Origin of the sequence: Allokutzneria sp. A3M-2-11 16 (assembly GCF_024213555.1) — a bacterium.
Classification (GTDB): Bacteria; Actinomycetota; Actinomycetes; order Mycobacteriales; family Pseudonocardiaceae; genus Allokutzneria.
In genome coordinates, this window is sequence record NZ_JANAVO010000001.1 from 490,115 (window position 1) to 510,834 (window position 20,720).

Sequence of the window (20,720 nt, forward strand, 5' to 3'; positions counted from 1 at the left end):
AGCCCAAGGGTATGACCTGTTGCTGATCTCGGGGGTACCGAAGGTTCGGGGGAGGCGGCAGGGTGACACGGTGCCCGTTGCTGTCCGCACCAACCTCCCCGGTCTGGCCGCCATCACCCTCGCGGTGACCTTCGCCCTCGCGGTCAACCGGCTGCTCCCGGCGGTGAGCCCGCTGACCGGCGCGGTGGTCCTCGGTGTCGTGGTTGGCAACCTCCCGGTGTTGCCGGAGTCGGCGAAGGCGGGCCTGAAGTGGGCGACACGGCGTTTCCTGCGCGCGGGTGTCGTTCTGCTCGGGGTGCAGCTGTCGGTGGCGCAGGTGCTCCAACTCGGCGGCGGGATGCTGCTCGTGGTGCTGGTGACCGTGGTGGTGACGTTCTTCGGAACGGTGCTGCTCGGCCGGATTCTCGGGTTGCCACGCGGGCTGACGTTGATGGTGAGCACGGGTTTCTCGATCTGCGGCGCGTCCGCGGTCGCCGCCGTCGAAGGCATCGTCGAGCGCGAGGAGTCGGAGGTCGCGACGGCGATCGGCCTGGTCACGCTGTTCGGCAGCGTCTCGATGTTGGTGTTGCCGCTGCTCGCGAACGGTGTCGAGCTGGGCATGTGGGCGGGCGCGAGCGTGCACGAGGTCGCCCAGGTCGTCGCCGCGGCCTCCCCCGCGGGTGCTGCCGCCGTCGCCGCGGCGGTCGTGGTGAAGCTGAGCCGCGTGGTGCTGCTCGCCCCGCTCGCGGCCGGGCTGAGCATCGTGGAGCGGCGCAGGCGTCCGGTGGTCGAGGGCAAGCGCCCGCCGCTGATCCCCTTGTTCGTACTGGGTTTCCTCGCGATGGTCGCACTGCGCAGCACGTCGGTGTTCCCCGAGGCGTGGGTGCCCACGACGAAGGACATCACCGGATTGTTGTTGGCGGGCGCGCTTTTCGGGCTCGGCACGGGTGTGCAGCTGCGGTCGCTGGCCAAGACCGGGCCGAAGGCGTTGTTGCTGGGCCTGGGTTCCACAGTGCTGGTGGCCGTGGTGGCTTACGCTGGAGTGCGACTCGTCGGGTGAGCCGCACCCCGGCTGCCGCTAGCGCATCGAGGTCAGGCCGAAGGTGAGCATCGCGGTCGACGTGAAGTCGATCGCGGTCTCGGAGGTGGCCCAGGACCTGGTGTCGTCGAGGAACTCCGAACCGGAGCCGTCGAATGCCTTCATGTCCCGCTGGCACGGCCGCATGTCGCCGAACTCACCGAGATCGCCGAGCAGCCCGGCCTTGTTCGGACCGTTGATCACGGCTCCCACCAACACCTTCTTCCCGCCGTTGAGGTCGCCCTGGAGGTTGGCGACCTGGTGGTGGACGCATCGCGAGAAGTCACCCGCGCCGACGACGAGGGATACGCCCCACGCGTTGCTGCCAAGCGCGAAACCGCGCTGCTGCGTGCCGAACGCGTCGAACGCGCGGTCACCGGTGAGCGATCGGTAGAGCTGCGCGGTGGACGCGAACCCGAAGCTGCGCGGGGCAGCGTCGAAGCTGGTGACGCTGGCCGCCGTACGGAACGGGCTCTTCGCCGCATTGTCCACACCGGACTGGAGCTGCTTCTTCAGGTGACCGGTCAGATCGCGCTCGGTGACCTCGGCTCCGGCCACAGAGCCGTTGCGCAGCAAGCGAACCAGGGACGCGTGAGCCAGCGCGCTCGTGTTGTACAGGTTGAGCGTGTCGGTCTCACCGCTGGCGATGTAGCGCTTCGCCCACGTCGTCGCGGCACGCGCCCACTCCCCCGCACGCGGGTCCTTCAGCGCGCGCCCGGCGGCAGCCAGTTCCGCCGCTCCCAGCTCCATGTCGTCCATCCAGGAGTTCTCCGGGTAGAAGGCCCTGGGGAGCGCGGTCACGAGCTTGTCAGGGTCGACGTTCTCAGTCTGCGCGTTGGCGAGGATCGAGGCGCCTTCGTCGAGGTATCTCTTTGCCAGCGTGGGGTTCTGGCGCGCGTTGTGCTGCGCCCCGAGCGCGAAGGAGGCGGCGACGCGCCCCGCGAGGTTCGGGCTGACCGGGGCGCTGATGCGGAACACCGGGCGGTGCTTGACGTAGTACTTCTCGTCGCCGGGCTTGACGTTGAGCGCGTCGTCGTCCTGGGGCAGCCGCCACACGTCGTGGTCGCCCTTGAAGCCGAGGTCGGCGTTGCCCGGCCCGATCCCGACCTGGATGTAGAGGGTCTTCTTCGTGGCGTCCCAAGCCTTGTCGAGCCACTTCAGCCCGTGGTTGATCTCCGCGTTCAGCGCGGCGTGCGGCTTCCTCAGGTCGCGCTGGAGGTACTGGAGGCTGGCCAGGGAGTACGAGGTGGCGTGGGTGAACTTGAGGAAGTCGCCCGCGTCGAACCAGCCGCCTTCGACGTCCACCGGCCCGCCAACGGGTTTGAGCACGGTGGTCGGCCGGTTCTGGTCGTCGAACTCCGGCGTCTCGTAGACCGTGGCGTGCCGGTCGGCGAGGTGCGAGGGCTTGCGGTCGAAGCTGCCGGGAACGACGTCCGCGCCGTCGCGCTGCGTCTGGAAGAACTGGACGGTCTTGTCGATCCACGGCCGGAACACGTCCTCCGCCGAGCCGATGGCGAACTCCGGCGAGGTGGCTCCGGCGATCCGCACGCGGTAGCGGCCCGGCTTGTCGAGCGCGGACAGGTCCAGCGGCCGCACCGAGGTGAAGCGCTGGTTCCACCCGCCAAGGCTCGCGCCCGCACGCCCCCTCAGCACGGACGAGCCGTACTGGTTGATCACTTCGAAGGAGGCGGTGCGGGCGGAGCCGGAGAGGTAGTAGGCGGTCTTGTTCTCGCCGACGGCGTAACCGATCCCGTCGACCCGGACGTGACCGTCCGCCGGGGCGGCCGCCGCCGGGCTGACGGTGACGGCGAGCGCGGTGATGGTGGAAACCGCCAAGACACGGGCACGACGCACAGACCCTCCGTTCCGGGGCTGGCGGCGGGAGCCCAATAGTTAAGAATGTTCCCTATTAATCGCTAATCCTCCCCTCGCCACCCTGGTCCCGTCAATGCACAGCAACACAGCCGCAACCAGGAGGACTCCGCCGCCGACCGCGGGCGCGGCGGTGTTGAGCAAGGCGGTGCCGAGCGCGGCGCCGAGTTGCTGGGCCGCGTTGTAGGCGGCCGACGCGGCGCCGATGTCGTGCCCGCGCAGGCCCGCGGTGGCCAGGCTCGCGGTCGGCGGCATGACGAGCCCGAGGCCGAGCCCGGTGAGCACGAGCGCGAACACCATGCCCGGCACGAGCATCCCCACCGCCGCGAGGAACAGCCCGATCACCACCGGCCTGCGCAGCCGCCCGGCGAGCACCGCCCCGAGCAGGGCCGCCACGGCGTTGATGATCAGCGTCAGCCCCGCGAGGACGGGCGAGTACCCGAGAACGGTCTGCGTGTAGTAGCTCATGAACAGGTAGAAGCCGAACATCGCGAAGAACATCAGCGTGATCGCGAGAAAGGCCCCGCCGCGCACCCGGTCCAGCAGCACGCGCATCGGCAGCAACGGTTGCCGCACACGGGTTTCGACGGCGATGAAAGCGGCCAACAGCACGACACCGGCTGCCAGGACTCCGACATCGGCCTGGCTGAGGCCGTACACCACGGCGGCGAAGCCCACGGCGCTGAGCAACGCGCCCGCGATGTCGAGCCGAGCCGGTTCGCCCTGGATCTTCGGGACGAACGCGGTACCCAGAACAGCAAGCAGGGCAACGGGAACGTTGATGTAGAGGCACCAGCGCCAGTCGGTGTACTCGGTGAGCAAACCGCCCGCGATCAGCCCGATCGCCGAGCCAGCCGCACCGACCGCGGCGAACACGCCGAACGCCCGGCCCCGCTCCTGCGCCTCGGTGAACGTGTTGGTGAGCAAGGACAATCCGGCCGGAGCGAGCAGTGCCGCGAACACGCCCTGCACGCCGCGCGCCGCGATCAGCATGCCGGGGCTTCCCGCGGCTCCGCCGAACGCCGACGCCGCCGCGAAGCCGATCAGCCCGATGGCGAACGCGCGGCGGTGCCCGAGCGCGCCACTGATCCTCCCGCCGATGAGCAGGAGCCCGCCGAACGCCAAGGCGTACGCGGTGATCGCCCAGTGTCTGTCCACATCGGACATTCCGAGCGCCGACTGAGCGGAGGGCAACGCGATGTTCGCGATCGTCCCGTCGAGGACCACGAGCAGCTGGGCGGCGCTCACCACCAGCAGGGTTGTCGTCTTGAAACGCATGTCTTCAAGCCTGTCGTTGAAGTCGCCCCGGAAACTTCTCCTCGCTCCGGGGCGAGAATCCGCGGAAAACCCTCAACCCGGTGTCGAATCCGGCTCGGCCCCGTTCGACGCGTGGGTAGACCAAGGAGGTTGAGATGGCTGTGTCAGTGCTCGACATGTCGGTGTCGCTCGACGGCTTCATCCGACTGCACGAGTGGGCCTTCGGCCCGGGCGCGCCTGAAGAGGTGCTCGGCGAGATGAACGCGATGGGCGCGGTCCTGGCAGGACGGCGGACCGTCGAGCAGGTCGACCACTGGGGCGGTGACCACCACGGCAGCGGCATTCGGATCTTCGTGCCCAGCACACGGCCGCCCGCCCCGCACGTGGCGAACTACCCGCTGGTGACCTACGTGCACGACGGGATCGCCAGCGCGATGGCCCAGGCGAAGGCCGCTGCGGGAGACCGCCACGTGCACGTGATCGGAGCGGACACGGAACAGCGCGCCTTGGCGGCGGGAGTGCTGGACGAGGTGCACATCCACCAGATCCCAGTGCTGTTCGGCCGCGGGCGCCGACTGTTCGACGTGCTGCCGTCGCGCATCGAGCTGGACATCGTGCGAGTCGTCAACACGCCAGAAGCCACGCACATCCGCTACCGCGTGCGGACCTAGCCCCTGTCCTGCAAGCCCTCAAGCACTCCGCACACCAAGTAAACTGAACCCATGCACCCCACGCGCCCGCACACCCCATCCCCCGCGCGCGCCGTCTAGAGAACCCCGTTTCGTACTCATAACGGGAAAAAGAGCGCTCCAAAAACCCGCTTTGAGTACGAAACGGGATTTTGGGCTGCGCTGATGTTGGGGGCGGCGAGCAGGGAGGCGTCACGGTTGCTGGTCACCACTTGCAGGACACGGCTTTGCCCTTGTCCTGCAACACTCCACGCCCACCCCACCTCATCCTCGGCTCGCCCCGCTTTTCCCGTTTCGTACTCATAGCGGGCTCCAGGGCGCTGCCTAACCCCGTTATGAGTACGAAACGGGGTTCTCTAGGTTGCGTCCGCCGCAGGTTGGGTGTGGGGGCGGGCGGGATGCATGCGCACAGTTTACGTGGTGCACAGGCGCTCGAATGACTTGTGAGAGGTCCTACGCTCGGGCGATGAGCAGGATCGACCGCGCGGGCCGGGTCATCCCGACGTCACCGCAGACCGTCTACGCCGCCCTTCTCGACCGCGACGCCCTTGAGGCGTGGCTGCCGCCGGAGGGCATGCGCGGGCGGATCGAGCGGTGGGATCCCCGGCCCGGTGGCGGTTTCCGGATGGTTCTCAGCTACCTCGACCCCGTCGGCAACCCGGGTAAGACCTCGGATGCGACGGACGTCGTCGAAGTCGGGTTCGCGGAGCTGGTGCCGCCCGAGCGCGTAGTGCAGACGGCCGTGTTCGAGGCCGACGATCCTGCGTACGCGGGCACCATGACGATGACCTGGCACCTCGCCGCCGCCGATGGCGGAACCGAGGTGACCGTCACCGCCACGGGCGTGCCACCCGGGATCGACCAGGCCGCGCACGAGGAAGGAATCGCTTCCTCGCTGGCGAATCTGGCGTCCTACCTGGTCACCAACGCTCAGGCGGCTCAACGAAAGCCTTAGCCACGTCGTTGACCAGCGTCAGCGCGCGCCGCGCCCACTGCGGCGTCGCCCCGGCCAGGCCGCACGCGGGAGTCGGCACGGCGAGCTCCGCCAGGTTCGCGCGGTCGAACCCGAGCTGGTCGGCGAGCGTGAACGCGGGCTGGGCGGCCTCGCGCAGCGACACCGGCTTCCCGGGGTCCACGCCCGGCACCACGCCGAGCCACAGCGGGACGCCCTCCTGCCAGGCTTCGCCGAGCTCGTCCAGCATGCTTTTTCCGCTCAACGGAGCCAAATCGAGCGCGATCGCACTCGCACCGGCCCGTCGCAGCAACGTCACCGGCGGCCGGTTCGCGCAGCAGTGCACCACGACGGGGACGTCCAGTGACGTGATCACACCGCGCAGCAAGGCTTCCGCTTCGGGCGCGTGCACCTTCGCCACGTTGCCGTAGCCCGAAGGCGTCGGCAGCGATCCCGCGAGCACGGCGGGCAGCATCGGCTCGTCGAGCTGGACGATCACCTTGGCCCCGGTGCGCGCGGCGATCTCGGCGACGTGCCGGGCCAGGCCCTCCGCCAGCGACTCGCCGAACTCGCGCAGCGCGCCGTGGTCGGTCAGCACCCGGTGCCCGCGCTGCAACTCGATCATCGACGCCAGCGTCCACGGACCCGCCGCCTGGACCTTGAAAAACTCGGGCCGGACGCCGTCGAGGACCTCGTCCATCGCGTCCATGTCGCCGCGCAGCTGGTCGACGCAGCGGCGGTGGTCGCGGCCGGGCCTCGCGGTGACGCGGTAGCCGGACGGCACCACCTCCACCGCCAGGTCCACCAGCAGCCCGGCGCTGCGCCCGATCAGGTCCGCGCCGACGCCCCGCGCGGGCAGCTCCGGCAGGTGCGGCAGCACGGGCAGCTCACCGGCGACGACGCGGGCGGCCTCGAACGGGTCGAGGCCGGGCATGGAGCCGATTCCGGTCGCGGTTGCGGCTGGCAGGAGCGGTTGTGTCACCCCCTTTGCCTATCACCCCGGCACTTCCGGCCGACGCCGAGGTTGTGGTCTAGACCTATTGACGAAGTGGTCCAGGCCACTTACGGTCAAGGGGCCCGGCCGCCGCCAGCACCCGTTGGGAAGGCGTTGTCGTGGTCAGAACCCTGCTCGCCGTGATCATCGCGATGGTCGGCGTCGTCCAACCGGCCTCCGCACAGGCAGCTCAGATCCGGTACGCCCCGTACATCGACATCACGATGGAGCGCCCGACGCTGCCGGAAGTGGCGCGGGCGACCGGCGTCAAGCACTTCACGCTCGCCTTCGCGCTCGGCAGCCACGCGGGCTGCGACCCGAAGTGGGGCGGCACCATCGACCTCACCGAACCCCGCGTCATCAACCAGATCCGCGAGCTGAAGGCGATGGGCGGCAACGTCGTCATCGCGACCGGCGGCGCGCTCGGCCCGTACCTGGAACACGTGTGCGGCAGCGCTTCCGCGTTGGCGGGCGCCTACCGCAAGATCCTCGACGCCACCGGCGCCACGCACATCGACGTCGACGTGGAGGCCGCCATCCCGGCCGACACGGTCAACCAGGCGCTCGCCACGATCCAGCGCGAGCGCGGAACCTCGGTCGGCTACACGCTGCGCGTGCAGGGCCAGGACTACGGCGTTGACCCGTTCTCCTTGCAGATCCTGCAAAGCGCGGCGCGGCACAACGTCGACGTCCTGGTCAACCCGATGCTGATGAACTTCGGCTACACCGGCGACTGGGGCGACGCGATGATCTCGGCGGCGCAGGCGGTGCTGCGGCAGATGAAGACGGTGTGGCCGAACAAGTCCGACGCGGAGCTGCGCGCCAAGCTCGGCGTGACACCGATGATCGGCCGCAACGACACCGGCATGACGACCACTCAGGCACACGCGCGAAAACTGCTGAACTGGGCCAAGTCGAACAACATCGGCTTCATCGGCTTCTGGTCGATCGGCCGGGACAACGGCTCCTGCGCGGGCGGCGGGGTCTCGCCGACGTGCAGCGGGATCGCCCAGTCGCAGTGGGAGTTCACGAACATCTTCAAGGCGTTCTGAGACTGGGGGCCGCCCTCGTGACGCGCCCCGTGGCGGGGGCGGCCCTCGACCACCTTTCCAGCCAACTTCCTGCGAATGCATGCAGGTACGCACATAGCTAAGCTGCTGCGGTGCAGACCGGCGATCCGGACTTCCTCATCCCAGCCGACCACGACGTCCGGTTGGCCACCGAGGCGTTCCGCCTCCTGGCGGACCCGACCAGAATCAAGATCCTCTGGGCGCTGTACCAGGGCGAGTCCTCCGTGGCCGGGCTCGCGGACCTCGTCGGGGCGACCCCGACCGCGGTGAGCCAGCACCTGGCCAAGCTCCGCCTCGCCCGGCTGGTCCGCGGCAGGCGCGAGGGCACGTTCGTCTACTACTCCGCCCACAACCAGCACATCCACCGCCTGCTCGCCGAGGCCCTCGGCCGGGTCAACGCCGACCGCTAGGCCAGCGAACGGACTCCGAAACCGTTCGCAGCAGCTCCACGACCTCACTGACCAGGGCGGACGGCCTCCGCCGGAGCACCACGTAGACCCTCCGCGCCGGGCGCACGTCGGCGAGTTCCCTGGCCACCACGCGTGTGGTGTCCGCGCGCGCGAACACGCTCGCGGGCAGCAGCGCCATGCCCAGCCCCGCCCGCAACAGGGCCAGGGTGACCTCGTAGTTGTGCGTCTCGAAGGCGACCTTCACGTCGATGCCCGTCCGCCGCGCCAACCGCTCCAGCGTGATCAGGTCGGCGATCCCCGGACCACCGCAGATCCACTCCTGCCCGGCGAGGTCGGCGAACGCCACGCGCTCGGCCTCCGCGAGCGCGTGCGCGGCGGGCACGGCAAGCAGCAGCGGATCGTCCAGGAGCCGCAACCGTTGCAGCCCATCGGCTTTCGGCAGTGCCACGCCCGGATAGCGATGCGTGATCAGCAGGTCCAGCTCGCGCGAGGCCACGAGTCCGTACCCCGCGGGCGGTTCCAGGTCGACCAGCGACAGCTGCACACCGGGATGCCTGCTCCGGAACTCCCCCAGCGCCCGCGGCACCAGCAACTGCCCGGCGGTCGGGAACGCGCCGATCGAGAGCCGCTCCGGCTCCTCGCCGAGCAACGCGCGCACCGCCTCGTCCGCCGCGCGCAGCTCCCCGAGGACGCGTTCCCCGTGCTCCACAAGGACACGACCGGCCGCGGTGAGCTTCACGCCGCCGGGACCGCGGTCGAGCAGCCGGGCACCCAGTTCGCGTTCGAGCTTGCTGAGCTGTTGCGACAGCGCGGACGGAGTGAAGGCCATTCGTGTTGCCGCGGCGGCGATCGACCCGGCGTGGGCGACCTCCACGAGCACCCTCAGCCGTGCCGCGTCGACCATTAGCGCTCCTTAACTCCGCTCAGGAGACTTAACTTTCCGAGAGGGCGGTCGCGGACGCAAGCTGGAGCCATGGTCTCCACCGCTGCCGCGCGCATCGCCCTCTACATCAGGCGCACCCCGTTGCTGCGCTTGACGATCGACGGGCGCCCGCTCGTGCTGAAGCTGGAGCACCTGCAACTCACCGGCTCCTTCAAGCTGCGCGGCGCGACCAACGCGCTGCTCTCCGGCGATCGCCCGGACCTCGCCGTCACCGCGTCCGGCGGCAACCACGGCATGGGCGTTGCCACTGCGGCACAACACCTCGGCATCCCCGCGCGGGTGCACGTCCCGGACACCGCGCCTGAGGCGAAACTCCGCCGCGTCCGCTCACTCGGCGCCGAGGTGATCAAGCACAGCGGTGGCTACGCGGCCGCCCTGGCCGCCGCGCTCGAAGAGGGCGAGAAGCCCGGAGTGCGCTTCATCCACGCCTACGACGACCCCGACGTGATCGCGGGCCAGAGCACCGTCGGCGAGGAGATCATCGAGGACGCCCCCGACGTGGACTCCGTCGCCGTCGCGGTGGGCGGAGGCGGCTTGGTCACCGGCATCGCGTCGTCCATCGGCGACCGCACCGTGGTGGCCGTGGAGCCGGAGAATTGCTGCTGCCTCAACGCCGCGCTCGCCGCGGGCCACCCCGTCGATTCCACTGTGGACTCCGTAGCCGCGTCAGCACTCGGCGCCGTCCGCGTGGGCGCTCTGGCCTACTCCGCGCTGCACTCCCGCGTGGTCTCGCTCCTCGTGAGCGATACGGAAATCCTCGCCGCCCGCGACCGCCTCTGGGAGGAAACGCGCCTAGCCGTAGAACCCGCCGCCGCGGTCCCCTTCGCCGCATGGCTGGCCGACCGCGTCCCCGGCGCACTCCCGTGCATAGTCCTCTGTGGAGCCAACACCGATTGGTCCCCCACCTAGCCGTTCTTCCGTTTCGTACTCTTAGCCGGGAAGAGAGCGCTCCCAAATCCCGCTATGAGTACGAAACGGGAGATCTCTAGAGCGGAGTGCGGGCGGTGGCGGTGATGGTGGCGGCGCCGAGGACGAGGTCGCCGGACGGGGAGGGAGAGTAGAGGACGGCGGTTTGGCCTGGGGCCACGCCGCGAAGGGGCTCGCGGAGGTGGATCAGCAGGGAGTCGTCGACGACCTCGGCCAGCGCGGGGGCGAGGCCGCCGTGGGCGCGGACCTGCACGACGCATTCGGTCGGCTCCGCCAATGGACGGCCGGAAGGCCATGACGCGCGCGAGCCGGTGATCGACGTGACCTCCAGGCGCTCCCCCGAGCCAACGCGGACCGTGCCCGACACCGGCTCCAAGGCCAGCACGTAGCGCGGGCGGCCGTCCGGCGCCGGAGTGTCGATGCCGAGCCCGTGCCGCTGGCCGATGGTGAAGCCGTGCACGCCCGCGTGCTCGCCGAGCACCGCGCCGGTGGCGTCGTCGACGAGCTGGCCGGGCCGCTCCCCGATCTTCGAGCGCAGGAACCCCCGGGTGTCACCGTCGGGGATGAAGCAGATGTCGTGGCTGTCCGGCTTCTCCGCCACCGACAGCCCGCGCGCGGCGGCCTCCTCGCGGACCGCGGGCTTGGTGGAGCCGCCCAGCGGGAACATGGAGTGCCGCAACTGCTCCTCGGTCAGCGTGGCCAGCACGTAGGACTGGTCCTTGTCCCCGTCCGCGCTGCGCCGCAGCTCCGGCGCTCCATCCACAGTGGACAGACGTGCGTAGTGGCCGGTGCACACCGCGTCGAAGCCGAGCGCGATCGCCTTGTCCAGCAGCGCGGCGAACTTGATCTTCTCGTTGCAGCGCATGCACGGGTTCGGGGTGCGGCCCGCCGAGTACTCCGCGACGAAGTCCTCGACCACGTCCTCGGTGAACCGCTCCGCCAGGTCCCAGATGTAGAACGGGATGCCGAGCACGTCGGCGGCGCGGCGCGCGTCGTGCGAGTCCTCGATCGTGCAGCAGCCGCGCGAGCCCGTGCGCAGCGTGCCCGGCTTCGCCGACAGCGCCAGGTGCACGCCGGTCACGTCGTGGCCCTCGGCCACCGCCCGCGCCGCCGCGACCGCGGAGTCCACCCCGCCGCTCATCGCCGCCAGTACTCGCATCAGTTCACGCCCTCACACCGATCCTGCGCGCTCCCGCGCCCCGCAGCTGCTCCACCACCGGACCGATGGCCGCCACCACGGTGGCAACGTCGGCGGTGGTCGAGGTATGCCCGAGCGAGAACCGCAGCGATCCCCGCGCGGCCTCCCGGCACGCCCCCATGGCCAGCAGCACGTGGCTCGGCTGCGCGACGCCCGCCGTGCACGCCGAGCCGGTCGAGCACTCGATTCCCTTGGAGTCCAACAACATCAGCAGGCTGTCGCCCTCGCAGCCCGGGAACGTGAAGTGCGCGGTCCCCGGCAGCGTGTCGGCCGGATCGCCGTTGAGCACCGCGTCCGGCACCGCCGCCAGCACACCGCGCACCAGCTCCGACCGCAGCTCGTCGAGCCGGACCGACTCCTCCGGCTGCGCCGCGACGACGTGCCGCACCGCCGCCGCCAGCCCGACGATCCCCGCCGGACCGAGCGTCCCGGAGCGGACTTCGCGCTCCTGACCGCCGCCGTGCTGCACGGGCGTGCACGCGGTGTCCCGTCGCAGCAGCAGCGCGCCGAACCCGACTGGACCGCCGAGCTTGTGCCCGGTCAGCGTCAACGCGTTCGCCCCGCACGCGGCGAAGTCCACCGGCACCATCCCGATCGCCTGCACCGCGTCGGTGTGCAGCGGGACGCCGCGCGCGTGCGCCACCTCGGCCAGCTCACAGATCGGGTTGACCGTGCCGACCTCGTTGTTCGCCCACATCACGCTGGCCAGCGCCACGGACTCCGGGTCGCGATCGATCAGCTCGGCCAGCGCCTCGGGCCGGACGCGGCCGAACGAGTCCACCGGGATCGTCTCGACCACCGCGCCCTGGTGCTCGCCGAGCCAGTCCGCGCTGTCCAGCACGGCGTGGTGCTCCACCGCCGAGACCAGCACGCGCACGCGGCGCGGATCAGCGGCGCGGCGAGCCCAGAAGATGCCCTTCACCGCCAGGTTGTCGCCCTCGGTGCCGCCTCCGGTGAAGATCACCTCGGACGGGTGCGCGCCGAGCGCGGACGCCAGGGACTCGCGGGCCTCCTCGACCACGCGGCGCGCTCGACGGCCCGAGGCGTGCAGCGACGAGGCGTTGCCCACCACGGGCAACGCCTCGGTCATCGCCGCCACGGCCTCGGGCAGCATCGGCGTGGTCGCGGCGTGATCCAAGTAAGCATGATCCAGGTAAGTCATGTCCCGACCAGGGTAGACCGGGGGTCAGACCTTCTGGACGTTGCGGCTGATCAGCACCGCTCCGAGCAGTGCGAACCCGGCCATCACCAGGTCCAGCGGGATCACGGCCGCGGTCGGCTGCCCGGCCGAGGCGAGCGCGCCGACGAGCACCCCGCCCAGCCCGATCAGCGCCGCCGAGCCGAACATGTCGGAGACCTGCGCCGCAGCGCCGTTGAAACCGCGGTCGTTCGGCGTGGACAGCGCCAGCACGCGCACCGCGATGTTGGGCATCGCCGTCCCCATGCCAAACCCGGCGACCGCCCACAGCGGGTAGATCAGCCATGCGGGCCCCCACGCAGGAGCGATCAGCGCTGCCCCGGCCAGCGCCACCGAGAGGAGCAGGAAGCCACGGCGGATCATCACCTCGCTCTGCACACCGCGCTGCCTCGCCTGCCACGCCGCCGCGGCGGACCAGCCGAGCGAACCGACGGTCAGTGGAACGCCCGCGAGGGTCGGTGAGAAGCCGTGCACGTTGGCGAGCACCAGCGGGATGTACGCCTGCACGGCGAAGAACGAGCCGGACAGCAGGCCGCGCGAGAGCACGACGACGGGCAGCCCCGGCTTGCCGAGCAGAGTCCCGGGCGGCAACAGCCTGCGCAGCGACGGCGCGAGCAGCACCAGCCCGCCGATGCCCAGCGCCAGCGAGGACACCTGCGGGTGCTCGGCCGCCCAGGTCAGCGCGGAGAGGCCGACAGCGGCGCACACCGCGGCGAAAGGCAATCCTTTGCGCGGCTGATCGGTCTGCTCGGGGACCGTGTCGGGACGCGCCCGAAGCGTCTTGACCACCGGGATCAGCAACAGCCAGCCGATGAACACCAACGGCGCCAACCCGAGGAACACCAGCCGCCACGAGAGCAGTTCGGTCGCCAGCCCGGCCAGCCCGGGGCCGACCAGCGACGGCACCACCCACGCCGCCGACAGCGCGCCGAAGGCCGCGGGCCGGTCGCGCTCGGGGTAGACGAGCGCGACCATCACGTACAGCGCGACGATCTGCGCCCCGGCCCCGCCGCCCTGGAGCACCCGGCCGAGCAGCAGCACCCACATGTTGTCCGCGACCCCGGCGACCAGGAGACCGGCGAAGAACAGCCCCGGCCCCACGATCAGCGACGGCACCGGCCCGAGGCGGTCGCAGACGCGGCCGGAGAGCACGGTGCCGATCACGCTGGCGGCGAGGAACGAGGTGAACGGCCACGAGTAGAGGTCCTGACCGCCCAGCTCCGCGACGAGCGTCGGCAGGGCCGTGCCGACGCTCATCGCCTCGAAGGCGGCGAGCGTGACGAGCAGGATCAGGGCGAGGGTCGGGACACGGCGATCAGGGGCCCAGAGGGCACTTCCGCTCTCGGCGGCGGGGGTGGTGGATGAGGGCACGGGGCACAGCCTGCACCCTCCACCTCACTGGAGGTCCAGTCCTTTTTCCAGCCTTCCGCCCCAGCCGGGGGTTCCTCGGTCTTCAAGTACACCCAACCCACCCGAAAACCGTCTCAAACCGCACCCAACCCCACGATCAGCCGCCCAGGAAGAACCTGGTGTAGCGCTGATCGATCCGCCGCATGGACAACAGCACATAGAAGTCCGCCACTCCGAACTCCGGATCGTGCGCGGGCGGACCGCACACCCACGCGCCGATCCGCAGGTACGCGCGCAACAACGGCGGCATCTCCGCCCTACGAGACCGCATGAGCGCGTCAGCCTCCCATGGGTTCCACGGACGCACGCGGTACTCCTCGGGCGCGTAGTGCTTGCTGCGCACGCGATCCCACACAGCGGCCGCTGAGGCGCCACCGTCCGCAAGCGGCACAGAAGCGCACCCGGCGAGCCATTCGTGCCCTGTAAGCAGCATGTAGCGCGCGAGACCCGCCCACACCAGACCGATCACCGCGCCGGAGCGGTGGTCGGGGTGCACGCAGGACCTGCCGGTCTCCGCGAGAGACGCCCGCAGCGGGGCGAGCGCACCGAGGTCGAACTCGGTCTCGGAGTAGCAGCGCGCAGACCGCCCGGCGGGCAGGACGCGGTAGGTCCCAACGATCTCCCCGCTGCTGTCGTCGCGGACGAGGAGGTGGTCGCAGATCTCGTCGAAGGGGTCGACATCCAACGGGCCGGGCAGATCAGCGCCCATCTCGCCGGCGAAGACCTGGTGCCGCAACCGCTGCGCGGCCACCACGTCGTCACCGTCCCTGGCCACCAGAAGCGAGTACGTGGACCTGTGTTCTTGCGTGCTGAGCAGCACGCTGGGCTGCGCCATACGCAGGGTGTACCGACCGCGTCCGGACCCACGGATACGGCCACACGGACCCGGGATGACGGGTTGGTGAACGACTCGTGGGGAGCCCCGGCGGACCGGAACTCCCCACGAAATGACTACGGATCAGCCCTTGCGCTTCTGGACTTCCTCGGTCAGCTGCGGCGCCACCTTGAAGAGGTCACCCACGACGCCGAAGTCGGAGATCTCGAAGATCGGCGCCTCGGAGTCCTTGTTGACCGCGACGATGGTCTTCGAGGTCTGCATGCCCGCCCGGTGCTGGATCGCGCCGGAGATGCCCAGCGCGATGTACAGCTGCGGCGAGACGGTCTTACCGGTCTGCCCGACCTGGAACTGGTGCGGGTAGTAGCCGGAGTCGACCGCGGCGCGCGAGGCGCCAACGGCACCGCCGAGCGCGTCGGCGAGCTTCTCCACGACCTCGAAGCTCTCCGCGCTGCCGACGCCACGGCCACCCGAGACGACGACCGACGCCTCAGCCAGCTCGGGGCGGTCGCCACCGACGACCGGCTCGCGGCTGACGATCTTGGCCGGGGCGCTGGTGGAGGGGACCTCGACGGTCTCCTCGGCCGCCGCACCCTCGGCGGGCTCGGCCTCGATGGCGCCGGGGCGCACGCTGATCACCGGGACACCGGTGGTGGACTGCGACCTCACCGTGAACGCGCCACCGAAGATGGACTGCGTGACGGTGCCGTCCGCCGCCACGTCCACGGCGTCGGTGAGCAGACCGGAGTCGATCCGCACGGCCAGCCGACCGGCGACCTCCTTGCCCTCCAGCGTCGCCGAGACCAGCACGGCCGCGGGCGAGGCGGAGGCGACCAGCGACGCGAGCACGCCCACCTTGGGGGTGACCAGCTCGTCGGCGGCGGAGTCGGACTCGGCCACGTAGACCTTGGCGGCGCCGTGCTGGGCCAGTGACTCCTTCAGCTTCGCCGCGGTGCCGGGCGCGCCGACCACGACGGCAGACGGCTCACCGATGCGGCGGGCGGCCGCGAGCAGCTCGAAGCTGACCTTCTTGATCTCGCCGTCGACGTGGTCGACGAGAACGAGTACCTCGGACATGTTCTCCTCGATTCCGATCAGACGAGCTTCTGGGTGATCAGGTACTCGGCGATCTTCACGCCGCCGTCACCCTCGTCGGTGACCCGCTGCCCACCGGAACGCGGCGGCTTCGGGGCGGCCTCCAGCACCTTGGAGCGGGCGCTGGCGATGCCGACCTCGCTCGCGTCGATGCCCGCGTCGGCCAGCGTCAGCTTGGCGATCGGCTTCTTCTTCGCGGCCATGATGCCCTTGAAGGACGGGTACTTCGGCTCGCAGATCTTCTCGGTCACGCTGACCACGGCGGGCAGGGCGGCCTGCACGGTGGCCTTGCCCTCGTCGGTCTCGCGCTCGATGGTGACGGTGCCGCCCTCGACGGTGACCTTGCTGGCGTGGGTGAGCTGCGCCAGGCCGAGCAGCTCGGCGAGCATGGCCGGGATCGCGCCGGTGCGGCCGTCGGTGGCCTCGTTCCCCGCGATGACCAGGTCGACGGAGTCGAGGGTGCCGATCACCTTGGCCAGCGCCTTGGCGGTCTGCACCGCGCAGGACCCGCGCAGCGCCTCGTCGGAGAGGTGCACGGCCTTGTCGGCCTCCATCGACAGCGCCTTGCGGATCGCGTCGGTGGAGCGCTCCGGGCCCATGCAGACGGCGGTGATCTCGCCGCCGAGCTCCTGCTTGAGCCGCAGGGCCTCGGTGAGCGCGCGCTCGTTGATCTCGTCGAGGATCGCGTCAGCGGCCTCGCGGTCCAGGGTGTGGTCTCCGTCGGTGAGCTTGCGCTCGGACCAGGTGTCGGGCACCTGCTTGACCAGGACGACGATGTTCATAGGTCCCCTTCGACCTCCTGACAACTCGCGGCGGGCGCGTCTGACGGGAATTGCTGCTGACCTTGCCATGCCGTCATACCCACGGCACTTGTGGCCTTGCTTACGACCTAGGTTACCCGTCGGTAATGTCCGGGCGACACCGTCCCCCCGTGACGGTTCTCACCCCGGAGCGCGCTCGGCCGCGCCGCGCTCGACGCAGAACTCGTTGCCCTCGGGGTCGGCCATGGTCACCCAGCCCCTGCCGTCCGGCCGCCGCTGGTCGTCGAAGATCGTCGCGCCGATCCCGAGCAGCCACTCCACCTGCTCGTCCCGGGACCGCGCCTGTGGCTGCAGGTCCAGGTGCACCCGGTTCTTCCCCGCCTTCGGCTCCGGGACGCGGATGAACAGCAGCCCCGGGGACCCGGTCGGCTCCAGCAGCACCTCGTCGTCGCCCGGCTCGTCCTCCGCGCTGATCGGCCACCCGGTCGCCTCGCTCCAGAAGCTGGCCAGCCCGTACGGGTCGGCACAGTCGACCGTGATGTGCCTGATCCGAACCAGTTCATCGCTCATGCGTGATGCGTAGCACGGCGTTCGGACACTCGCCGCGCATTTTGGCCCAAATCGGAGTTAGCCTCACGTTCATGAATCGGCGAGTGGCCGTGGTGACCGACTCCACCGCTTCGCTTCCCCCGGAGCTGGCGCGGCGCCTGGGCATCACAGTGGTGCAACTCCAGCTCCGGCTCGGCGACACCGCCACCGACGAGGCGCGCGTGCCCACGACGGAGCTGGTCTCCGCGATGCGCGCGCGGGAGCAGGTCACGACCTCCCCGCCGCCGTCCGCGGCGTTCTTCTGGACCTACCAGAACGCCGCGGCGGCCGGAGTGGAAGCGGTGGTGTCGATCCACCTCTCCACCGAGCTGTCTCAGACCTGCGCCACCGCGCGCGAGGCGGCCGGTCACACGCGAGTACCGGTGCACATCATCGACTCGCGGGCCTGCGGGATGGCCGTGGGCTTCGCGGCGATCGCGGCAGCGGAGGCGGCGATGGCGGGCGCGGGCCCGCGCGAGGTGCTCGACATCGTCAACCACCGGATCAGCGGCGCCAGCTCGCTCATCTACGTGGACACGCTGGAGTACCTGCGCCGTGGTGGCCGGATCGGCGCCGCACAGGCCCTCATCGGCTCGGCGCTGTCGATCAAGCCACTGCTGGCGTTGAACGAAGGGCGCATCGAGCCGCTGGAGAAGGTGCGCGGCACCGAGCGCGCGATCTCCCGCCTTGCAGCTGTAGCCGCTGCGCGCACGCTCGGGCGCCCAGTGGACGTGGCGGTCGAACACTTCGCGTCGCGCGAGCGTGCAGAGGAACTGATCGAACGCCTACGCGTGGAGATCCCTCTAGGACACGAGTTCCTGCTCGCGGAGACAAGCGCGATCATCGGGGCCCACGCCGGACCTGGAGCACTGGGCGTCAGCATCTCCCCTTGTTGAGCACGCACAGGAACCAGCGACGCTACTGACCGGTAGGGTGCGTGCGTGACGCGTGAGCTTGAGCCCCTGCCGCTGACCGGCGAACGCACCGTTCCGGGCGTGCCGGAGGAGAACTACTGGTTCAGGCGGCACGAGATCGCGTATCTCGCCCTGCTGGAGCATTGCGCGGGCGCGCGCGTGCTGGAGGCGGGCTGCGGCGAGGGCTACGGCGCGAAGGTCATCGCCGATGTGGCCGACCGCGTCATCGCGCTGGACTACGACGAGCTCACCTCCGCACACGTGGCCAAGGCGTATCCCGAGGTCGACGTGCTGCGCGGCAACCTGGCCCGCCTTCCGCTCGGGTCGTCCACAGTGGACGTAGTGGTCAACTTCCAGGTCATCGAGCACCTGTGGGACCAGCCCGGCTTCCTGCGCGAGTGCCTGCGCGTGCTCCGCCCCGGCGGCCGACTGCTGATCAGCACGCCGAACCGCATCACGTTCTCCCCAGGACGCGACACACCACTGAATCCCTTTCACACCAGGGAGCTCGCACCGTCCGAATTGGACTCACTGCTCACGGTCGCGGGGTTCGTCACAGAACAGCTGCTCGGACTGCACCACGGTCCGCGCCTGCGTTCGGTGGAAGCGGCCTACCAGGGCTCGATCATCGACGCACAGGTGCGGGTGGTGCTCGGCGACGGCGTGTGGCCACCTGACCTGTTGCGCGACATCGGTTCCATCACCGCGTCGGACTTCGTGCTGAGCGCCGAAGACCTCGACGCGAGCCTCGACCTCGTCGCCGTGGCGGTGCGGCCATGAAGCTCGGATCGTTCAGCCTCGTCCTGCACAGCCACCTGCCGTGGCTGGCGCACCACGGTTCCTGGCCGGTCGGCGAGGAATGGCTGCACCAGGCGTGGGCGCATTCGTACTTACCGATCATGGACATGCTGCGGCGTTTCGGCGAAGAAGGCCGCAGCGATGTCCTCACGCTCGGCGTGACACCCGTTTTGGCCGCGCAGCTGGACGATCCGTACTGCCTGCGCGAGTTCCACCTCTGGCTCGGCAACTGGCAACTGCGCGCACAGCTGGCCGCGGACCAGTGGCGCACGGCCGACCCACTACTGCGTTCGCTCGCGGCCGATGAGCACCAGAGCGCAGGCAGGGCCATCGAGGAGTTCGAGTCGCGGTGGCGGCACGGCTTTTCCCCCGTCCTACGACCGCTCGTCGACAACGGCGTGATCGAGCTGATCGGCGGCCCCGCAACACATCCGTTCCAGCCGCTGCTCGACCCGCGCATCCGAGCATTCGCATTGCGGACTGGTTTGACGGACACGCAAATCCGTTTGGGCCATACGCCCGAAGGCATCTGGGCTCCTGAGTGCGGTTATGCGCCCGGCATGGAAGACGGTTACGCCGCGGCTGGTGTCAAGCGCTTCCTGGTCGATGGTCCGGCTCTGCACGGTGACACCGCTTTCGGTCGCACAGTGGGCTCTTCCGACGTTGTGTGCTTCGGGCGCGACCTTGAAGTCACCTACCGCGTGTGGTCACCGAAGGCCGGATATCCCGGCGATGCGGTCTATAGGGACTTCCACACCTACGACCATCCTTCTGGCTTGAAGCCGTCGCGCGTGACTGGCAAGCAGGTGGCTCCAGAAGACAAAAAGCCGTACGACCCCGCTCTGGCGGCACAAGCGATCCAGAAGCACGCTGAGGACTTCATTGATGTCGTAGTGCGGCGCTTGAAGTCACTACGCGAACAGCACGGCAGGCCAGCGCATGTTGTTGCCGCCTATGACACAGAGCTTTACGGCCACTGGTGGCACGAGGGGCCCGCGTGGCTCGAAGCGGTGCTGCGAGGACTACCTGAAGCCGGTGTGCACGTGACGACTCTTCGCGGTGCCACGGAAGCGGGACTCGTCAGCGGATCAGTCGATCTGCCCGCGTCTTCATGGGGTTCCGGAAAGGACTGGCGGGTCTGGGACGGCGAGAAGGTGGCCGATCTGGTGTCCTCGGGCGCTGAACTCCAGAAGAAGCTTCTCGCGACCGTTGCGCCCGGGACCGCTCGTAGTTCCGCTCAAGACCAGCTCGTGCGCGAAGCGTTGCTCGCATTGTCGAGCGACTGGGCATTCATGGTCACCAAGGACTCCGCAGCCGACTACGCGCGGCACCGGGCGCACGTGCACACCGAGCGCTTCGACGAACTGGCGCGGCTGATCGGCTACGGAGACGCGGTGAAGGCCGAAGAATGGACCGCGCGCCTACGGCGACAGGACGGCCTTTTCGGCCATCTCGACGCCAGAGCGCTCTAGGAGTCCGAGTGCGGCACGACGAGAGGCACTTCCGGACGCATGTAGCCAGGCTCAATCCTCGACACGTGGCCTTCAGGGTCGAGCGTGCTGGGCTTCAACTCGCCACGGACCTTCTTGGCCTTGCGGTCGAGAAACGCGGCGATGAGCAAACCGACGACGACAACGCCGAGCAGAGCGTAGAACCACATGGCGGCGGCCTCCCAAGTACTGGCGAAACGCCGACATTACCTGGCTCTCCGGGGCTGCCGCACATTCGAGTTCCGCATGCGCGACCGCACGG

21 protein-coding genes are annotated in these 20,720 nt (G+C 69.8%); 9 read left to right on the forward strand and 12 right to left on the reverse strand.

Features of this window, described 5'->3' with window-relative positions:
* The first annotated feature begins 70 nt into the window (after nt 1-70).
* Nucleotides 71-1,039, forward strand: a complete 969-nt coding sequence (locus tag NLX83_RS02485; protein WP_254233226.1) for a YeiH family protein — start codon at nt 71-73, stop codon at nt 1,037-1,039.
* 18 nt (nt 1,040-1,057) lie between these two features.
* Here NLX83_RS02485 and NLX83_RS02490 read toward each other — a convergent pair whose 3' ends face one another.
* Together NLX83_RS02490 and NLX83_RS02495 are read right to left on the reverse strand one after the other, a co-directional pair.
* Nucleotides 1,058-2,911 carry a glycoside hydrolase family 9 protein gene (locus tag NLX83_RS02490; RefSeq protein ID WP_254233227.1) on the reverse strand — a complete coding sequence of 618 codons (1,854 nt, stop codon included), beginning with the start codon at nt 2,909-2,911 and terminating at the stop codon, nt 1,058-1,060.
* Between the two features lie 39 nt (nt 2,912-2,950).
* Nucleotides 2,951-4,207: an MFS transporter gene (locus tag NLX83_RS02495; RefSeq protein WP_254233228.1), complete on the reverse strand. Its 1,257-nt coding sequence runs from the start codon at nt 4,205-4,207 to the stop codon at nt 2,951-2,953.
* Between the two features lie 134 nt (nt 4,208-4,341).
* Here NLX83_RS02495 and NLX83_RS02500 point away from each other — a divergent pair, with 134 nt between their 5' ends.
* A complete protein-coding gene (locus NLX83_RS02500; RefSeq protein WP_254233229.1) occupies nt 4,342-4,857 on the forward strand; it encodes a dihydrofolate reductase family protein in 516 nt (171 codons plus the stop codon).
* A 484-nt stretch (nt 4,858-5,341) separates the two neighbouring features.
* A complete protein-coding gene (locus NLX83_RS02505; protein WP_254233230.1) occupies nt 5,342-5,830 on the forward strand; it encodes an SRPBCC family protein in 489 nt (162 codons plus the stop codon).
* Here the strand turns inward: NLX83_RS02505 and NLX83_RS02510 are convergent.
* Nucleotides 5,796-6,809: a methionine synthase gene (locus NLX83_RS02510; protein WP_254233231.1), complete on the reverse strand. Its 1,014-nt coding sequence runs from the start codon at nt 6,807-6,809 to the stop codon at nt 5,796-5,798. The genes NLX83_RS02505 and NLX83_RS02510 overlap by 35 nt on opposite strands.
* 131 nt (nt 6,810-6,940) lie before the next feature.
* Here NLX83_RS02510 and NLX83_RS02515 point away from each other — a divergent pair, with 131 nt between their 5' ends.
* Together NLX83_RS02515 and NLX83_RS02520 are read left to right on the forward strand one after the other, a co-directional pair.
* Nucleotides 6,941-7,873 carry a chitinase gene (locus NLX83_RS02515; RefSeq protein WP_254233232.1) on the forward strand — a complete coding sequence of 311 codons (933 nt, stop codon included), beginning with the start codon at nt 6,941-6,943 and terminating at the stop codon, nt 7,871-7,873.
* A gap of 110 nt (nt 7,874-7,983) precedes the next feature.
* A complete protein-coding gene (locus NLX83_RS02520; protein WP_254233233.1) occupies nt 7,984-8,301 on the forward strand; it encodes an ArsR/SmtB family transcription factor in 318 nt (105 codons plus the stop codon).
* On the opposite strand, the gene NLX83_RS02525 is transcribed toward NLX83_RS02520, so the two are convergent.
* Complete coding sequence (locus NLX83_RS02525) at nt 8,285-9,205, reverse strand: LysR substrate-binding domain-containing protein (RefSeq protein ID WP_254233234.1); 921 nt, start codon at nt 9,203-9,205, stop codon at nt 8,285-8,287. The two genes, NLX83_RS02520 and NLX83_RS02525, sit on opposite strands and share 17 nt — an antisense overlap.
* Before the next feature lie 69 nt (nt 9,206-9,274).
* On the opposite strand from NLX83_RS02525, the gene NLX83_RS02530 reads away from it, so the two are divergent.
* Entirely contained in the window at nt 9,275-10,153 is an 879-nt protein-coding gene (locus NLX83_RS02530; RefSeq protein WP_254233235.1) for a threonine/serine dehydratase, read from the forward strand.
* 76 nt (nt 10,154-10,229) lie between these two features.
* Here NLX83_RS02530 and mnmA read toward each other — a convergent pair whose 3' ends face one another.
* From mnmA to NLX83_RS02565, 7 genes are all read right to left on the reverse strand, one after another.
* Nucleotides 10,230-11,330 (reverse strand): tRNA 2-thiouridine(34) synthase MnmA, encoded by a 1,101-nt coding sequence (gene mnmA, locus NLX83_RS02535; RefSeq protein WP_254233236.1) that lies wholly within the window; start codon nt 11,328-11,330, stop codon nt 10,230-10,232.
* A 4-nt stretch (nt 11,331-11,334) separates the two neighbouring features.
* Nucleotides 11,335-12,531, reverse strand: coding sequence for a cysteine desulfurase family protein (locus tag NLX83_RS02540; protein ID WP_254233237.1), 1,197 nt, complete (start codon nt 12,529-12,531; stop codon nt 11,335-11,337).
* 24 nt (nt 12,532-12,555) lie between these two features.
* Nucleotides 12,556-13,938: an MFS transporter gene (locus tag NLX83_RS02545; RefSeq protein WP_254233238.1), complete on the reverse strand. Its 1,383-nt coding sequence runs from the start codon at nt 13,936-13,938 to the stop codon at nt 12,556-12,558.
* 136 nt (nt 13,939-14,074) lie between these two features.
* On the reverse strand, nt 14,075-14,812 hold the full coding sequence (locus NLX83_RS02550; protein ID WP_254233239.1) for a GNAT family N-acetyltransferase: 738 nt from the start codon (nt 14,810-14,812) through the stop codon (nt 14,075-14,077).
* Nucleotides 14,813-14,935: 123 nt separating this feature from the next.
* A complete protein-coding gene (locus NLX83_RS02555) occupies nt 14,936-15,889 on the reverse strand; it encodes an electron transfer flavoprotein subunit alpha/FixB family protein (RefSeq protein ID WP_254233240.1) in 954 nt (317 codons plus the stop codon).
* Nucleotides 15,890-15,906: 17 nt separating this feature from the next.
* Nucleotides 15,907-16,689, reverse strand: a complete 783-nt coding sequence (locus NLX83_RS02560) for an electron transfer flavoprotein subunit beta/FixA family protein (protein WP_254233241.1) — start codon at nt 16,687-16,689, stop codon at nt 15,907-15,909.
* 159 nt (nt 16,690-16,848) lie between these two features.
* Complete coding sequence (locus tag NLX83_RS02565; RefSeq protein ID WP_254233242.1) at nt 16,849-17,238, reverse strand: VOC family protein; 390 nt, start codon at nt 17,236-17,238, stop codon at nt 16,849-16,851.
* A 71-nt stretch (nt 17,239-17,309) separates the two neighbouring features.
* Here NLX83_RS02565 and NLX83_RS02570 point away from each other — a divergent pair, with 71 nt between their 5' ends.
* From NLX83_RS02570 to NLX83_RS02580, 3 genes are read left to right on the forward strand one after another with little or no spacing between them, the layout of a single operon-like run.
* Entirely contained in the window at nt 17,310-18,152 is an 843-nt protein-coding gene (locus tag NLX83_RS02570; RefSeq protein ID WP_254233243.1) for a DegV family protein, read from the forward strand.
* A gap of 45 nt (nt 18,153-18,197) precedes the next feature.
* Nucleotides 18,198-18,950 (forward strand): class I SAM-dependent methyltransferase, encoded by a 753-nt coding sequence (locus NLX83_RS02575; protein WP_254233244.1) that lies wholly within the window; start codon nt 18,198-18,200, stop codon nt 18,948-18,950.
* Complete coding sequence (locus NLX83_RS02580) at nt 18,947-20,440, forward strand: 1,4-alpha-glucan branching protein domain-containing protein (protein WP_254233245.1); 1,494 nt, start codon at nt 18,947-18,949, stop codon at nt 20,438-20,440. Before NLX83_RS02575 ends, NLX83_RS02580 begins: the two co-directional genes overlap by 4 nt.
* On the opposite strand, the gene NLX83_RS02585 is transcribed toward NLX83_RS02580, so the two are convergent.
* The gene (locus NLX83_RS02585; protein ID WP_254233246.1) at nt 20,437-20,628 is read right to left on the reverse strand and encodes a hypothetical protein; all 192 of its coding nucleotides are present in this window, start codon (nt 20,626-20,628) and stop codon (nt 20,437-20,439) included. The two genes, NLX83_RS02580 and NLX83_RS02585, sit on opposite strands and share 4 nt — an antisense overlap.
* Between the last annotated feature and the right edge of the window lie 92 nt (nt 20,629-20,720).

Bases quoted from the DNA above. Each gene is read 5' to 3' on its own strand.
- NLX83_RS02560 (WP_254233241.1), bottom strand. From the start codon at position 16,689: ATGAACATCGTCGTCCTGGTCAAGCAGGTGCCCGACACCTGGTCCGAG.
- NLX83_RS02530 (WP_254233235.1), top strand. From the start codon at position 9,275: ATGGTCTCCACCGCTGCCGCGCGCATCGCCCTCTACATCAGGCGCACC.
- NLX83_RS02580 (WP_254233245.1), top strand. From the start codon at position 18,947: ATGAAGCTCGGATCGTTCAGCCTCGTCCTGCACAGCCACCTGCCGTGG.
- NLX83_RS02540 (WP_254233237.1), bottom strand. From the start codon at position 12,531: ATGACTTACCTGGATCATGCTTACTTGGATCACGCCGCGACCACGCCG.
- NLX83_RS02525 (WP_254233234.1), bottom strand. From the start codon at position 9,205: ATGGTCGACGCGGCACGGCTGAGGGTGCTCGTGGAGGTCGCCCACGCC.
- NLX83_RS02585 (WP_254233246.1), bottom strand. From the start codon at position 20,628: ATGTGGTTCTACGCTCTGCTCGGCGTTGTCGTCGTCGGTTTGCTCATC.
- NLX83_RS02550 (WP_254233239.1), bottom strand. From the start codon at position 14,812: ATGGCGCAGCCCAGCGTGCTGCTCAGCACGCAAGAACACAGGTCCACG.
- NLX83_RS02505 (WP_254233230.1), top strand. From the start codon at position 5,342: ATGAGCAGGATCGACCGCGCGGGCCGGGTCATCCCGACGTCACCGCAG.
- NLX83_RS02555 (WP_254233240.1), bottom strand. From the start codon at position 15,889: ATGTCCGAGGTACTCGTTCTCGTCGACCACGTCGACGGCGAGATCAAG.
- NLX83_RS02500 (WP_254233229.1), top strand. From the start codon at position 4,342: ATGGCTGTGTCAGTGCTCGACATGTCGGTGTCGCTCGACGGCTTCATC.
- NLX83_RS02565 (WP_254233242.1), bottom strand. From the start codon at position 17,238: ATGAGCGATGAACTGGTTCGGATCAGGCACATCACGGTCGACTGTGCC.
- NLX83_RS02570 (WP_254233243.1), top strand. From the start codon at position 17,310: ATGAATCGGCGAGTGGCCGTGGTGACCGACTCCACCGCTTCGCTTCCC.
- mnmA (WP_254233236.1), bottom strand. From the start codon at position 11,330: ATGCGAGTACTGGCGGCGATGAGCGGCGGGGTGGACTCCGCGGTCGCG.
- NLX83_RS02495 (WP_254233228.1), bottom strand. From the start codon at position 4,207: ATGCGTTTCAAGACGACAACCCTGCTGGTGGTGAGCGCCGCCCAGCTG.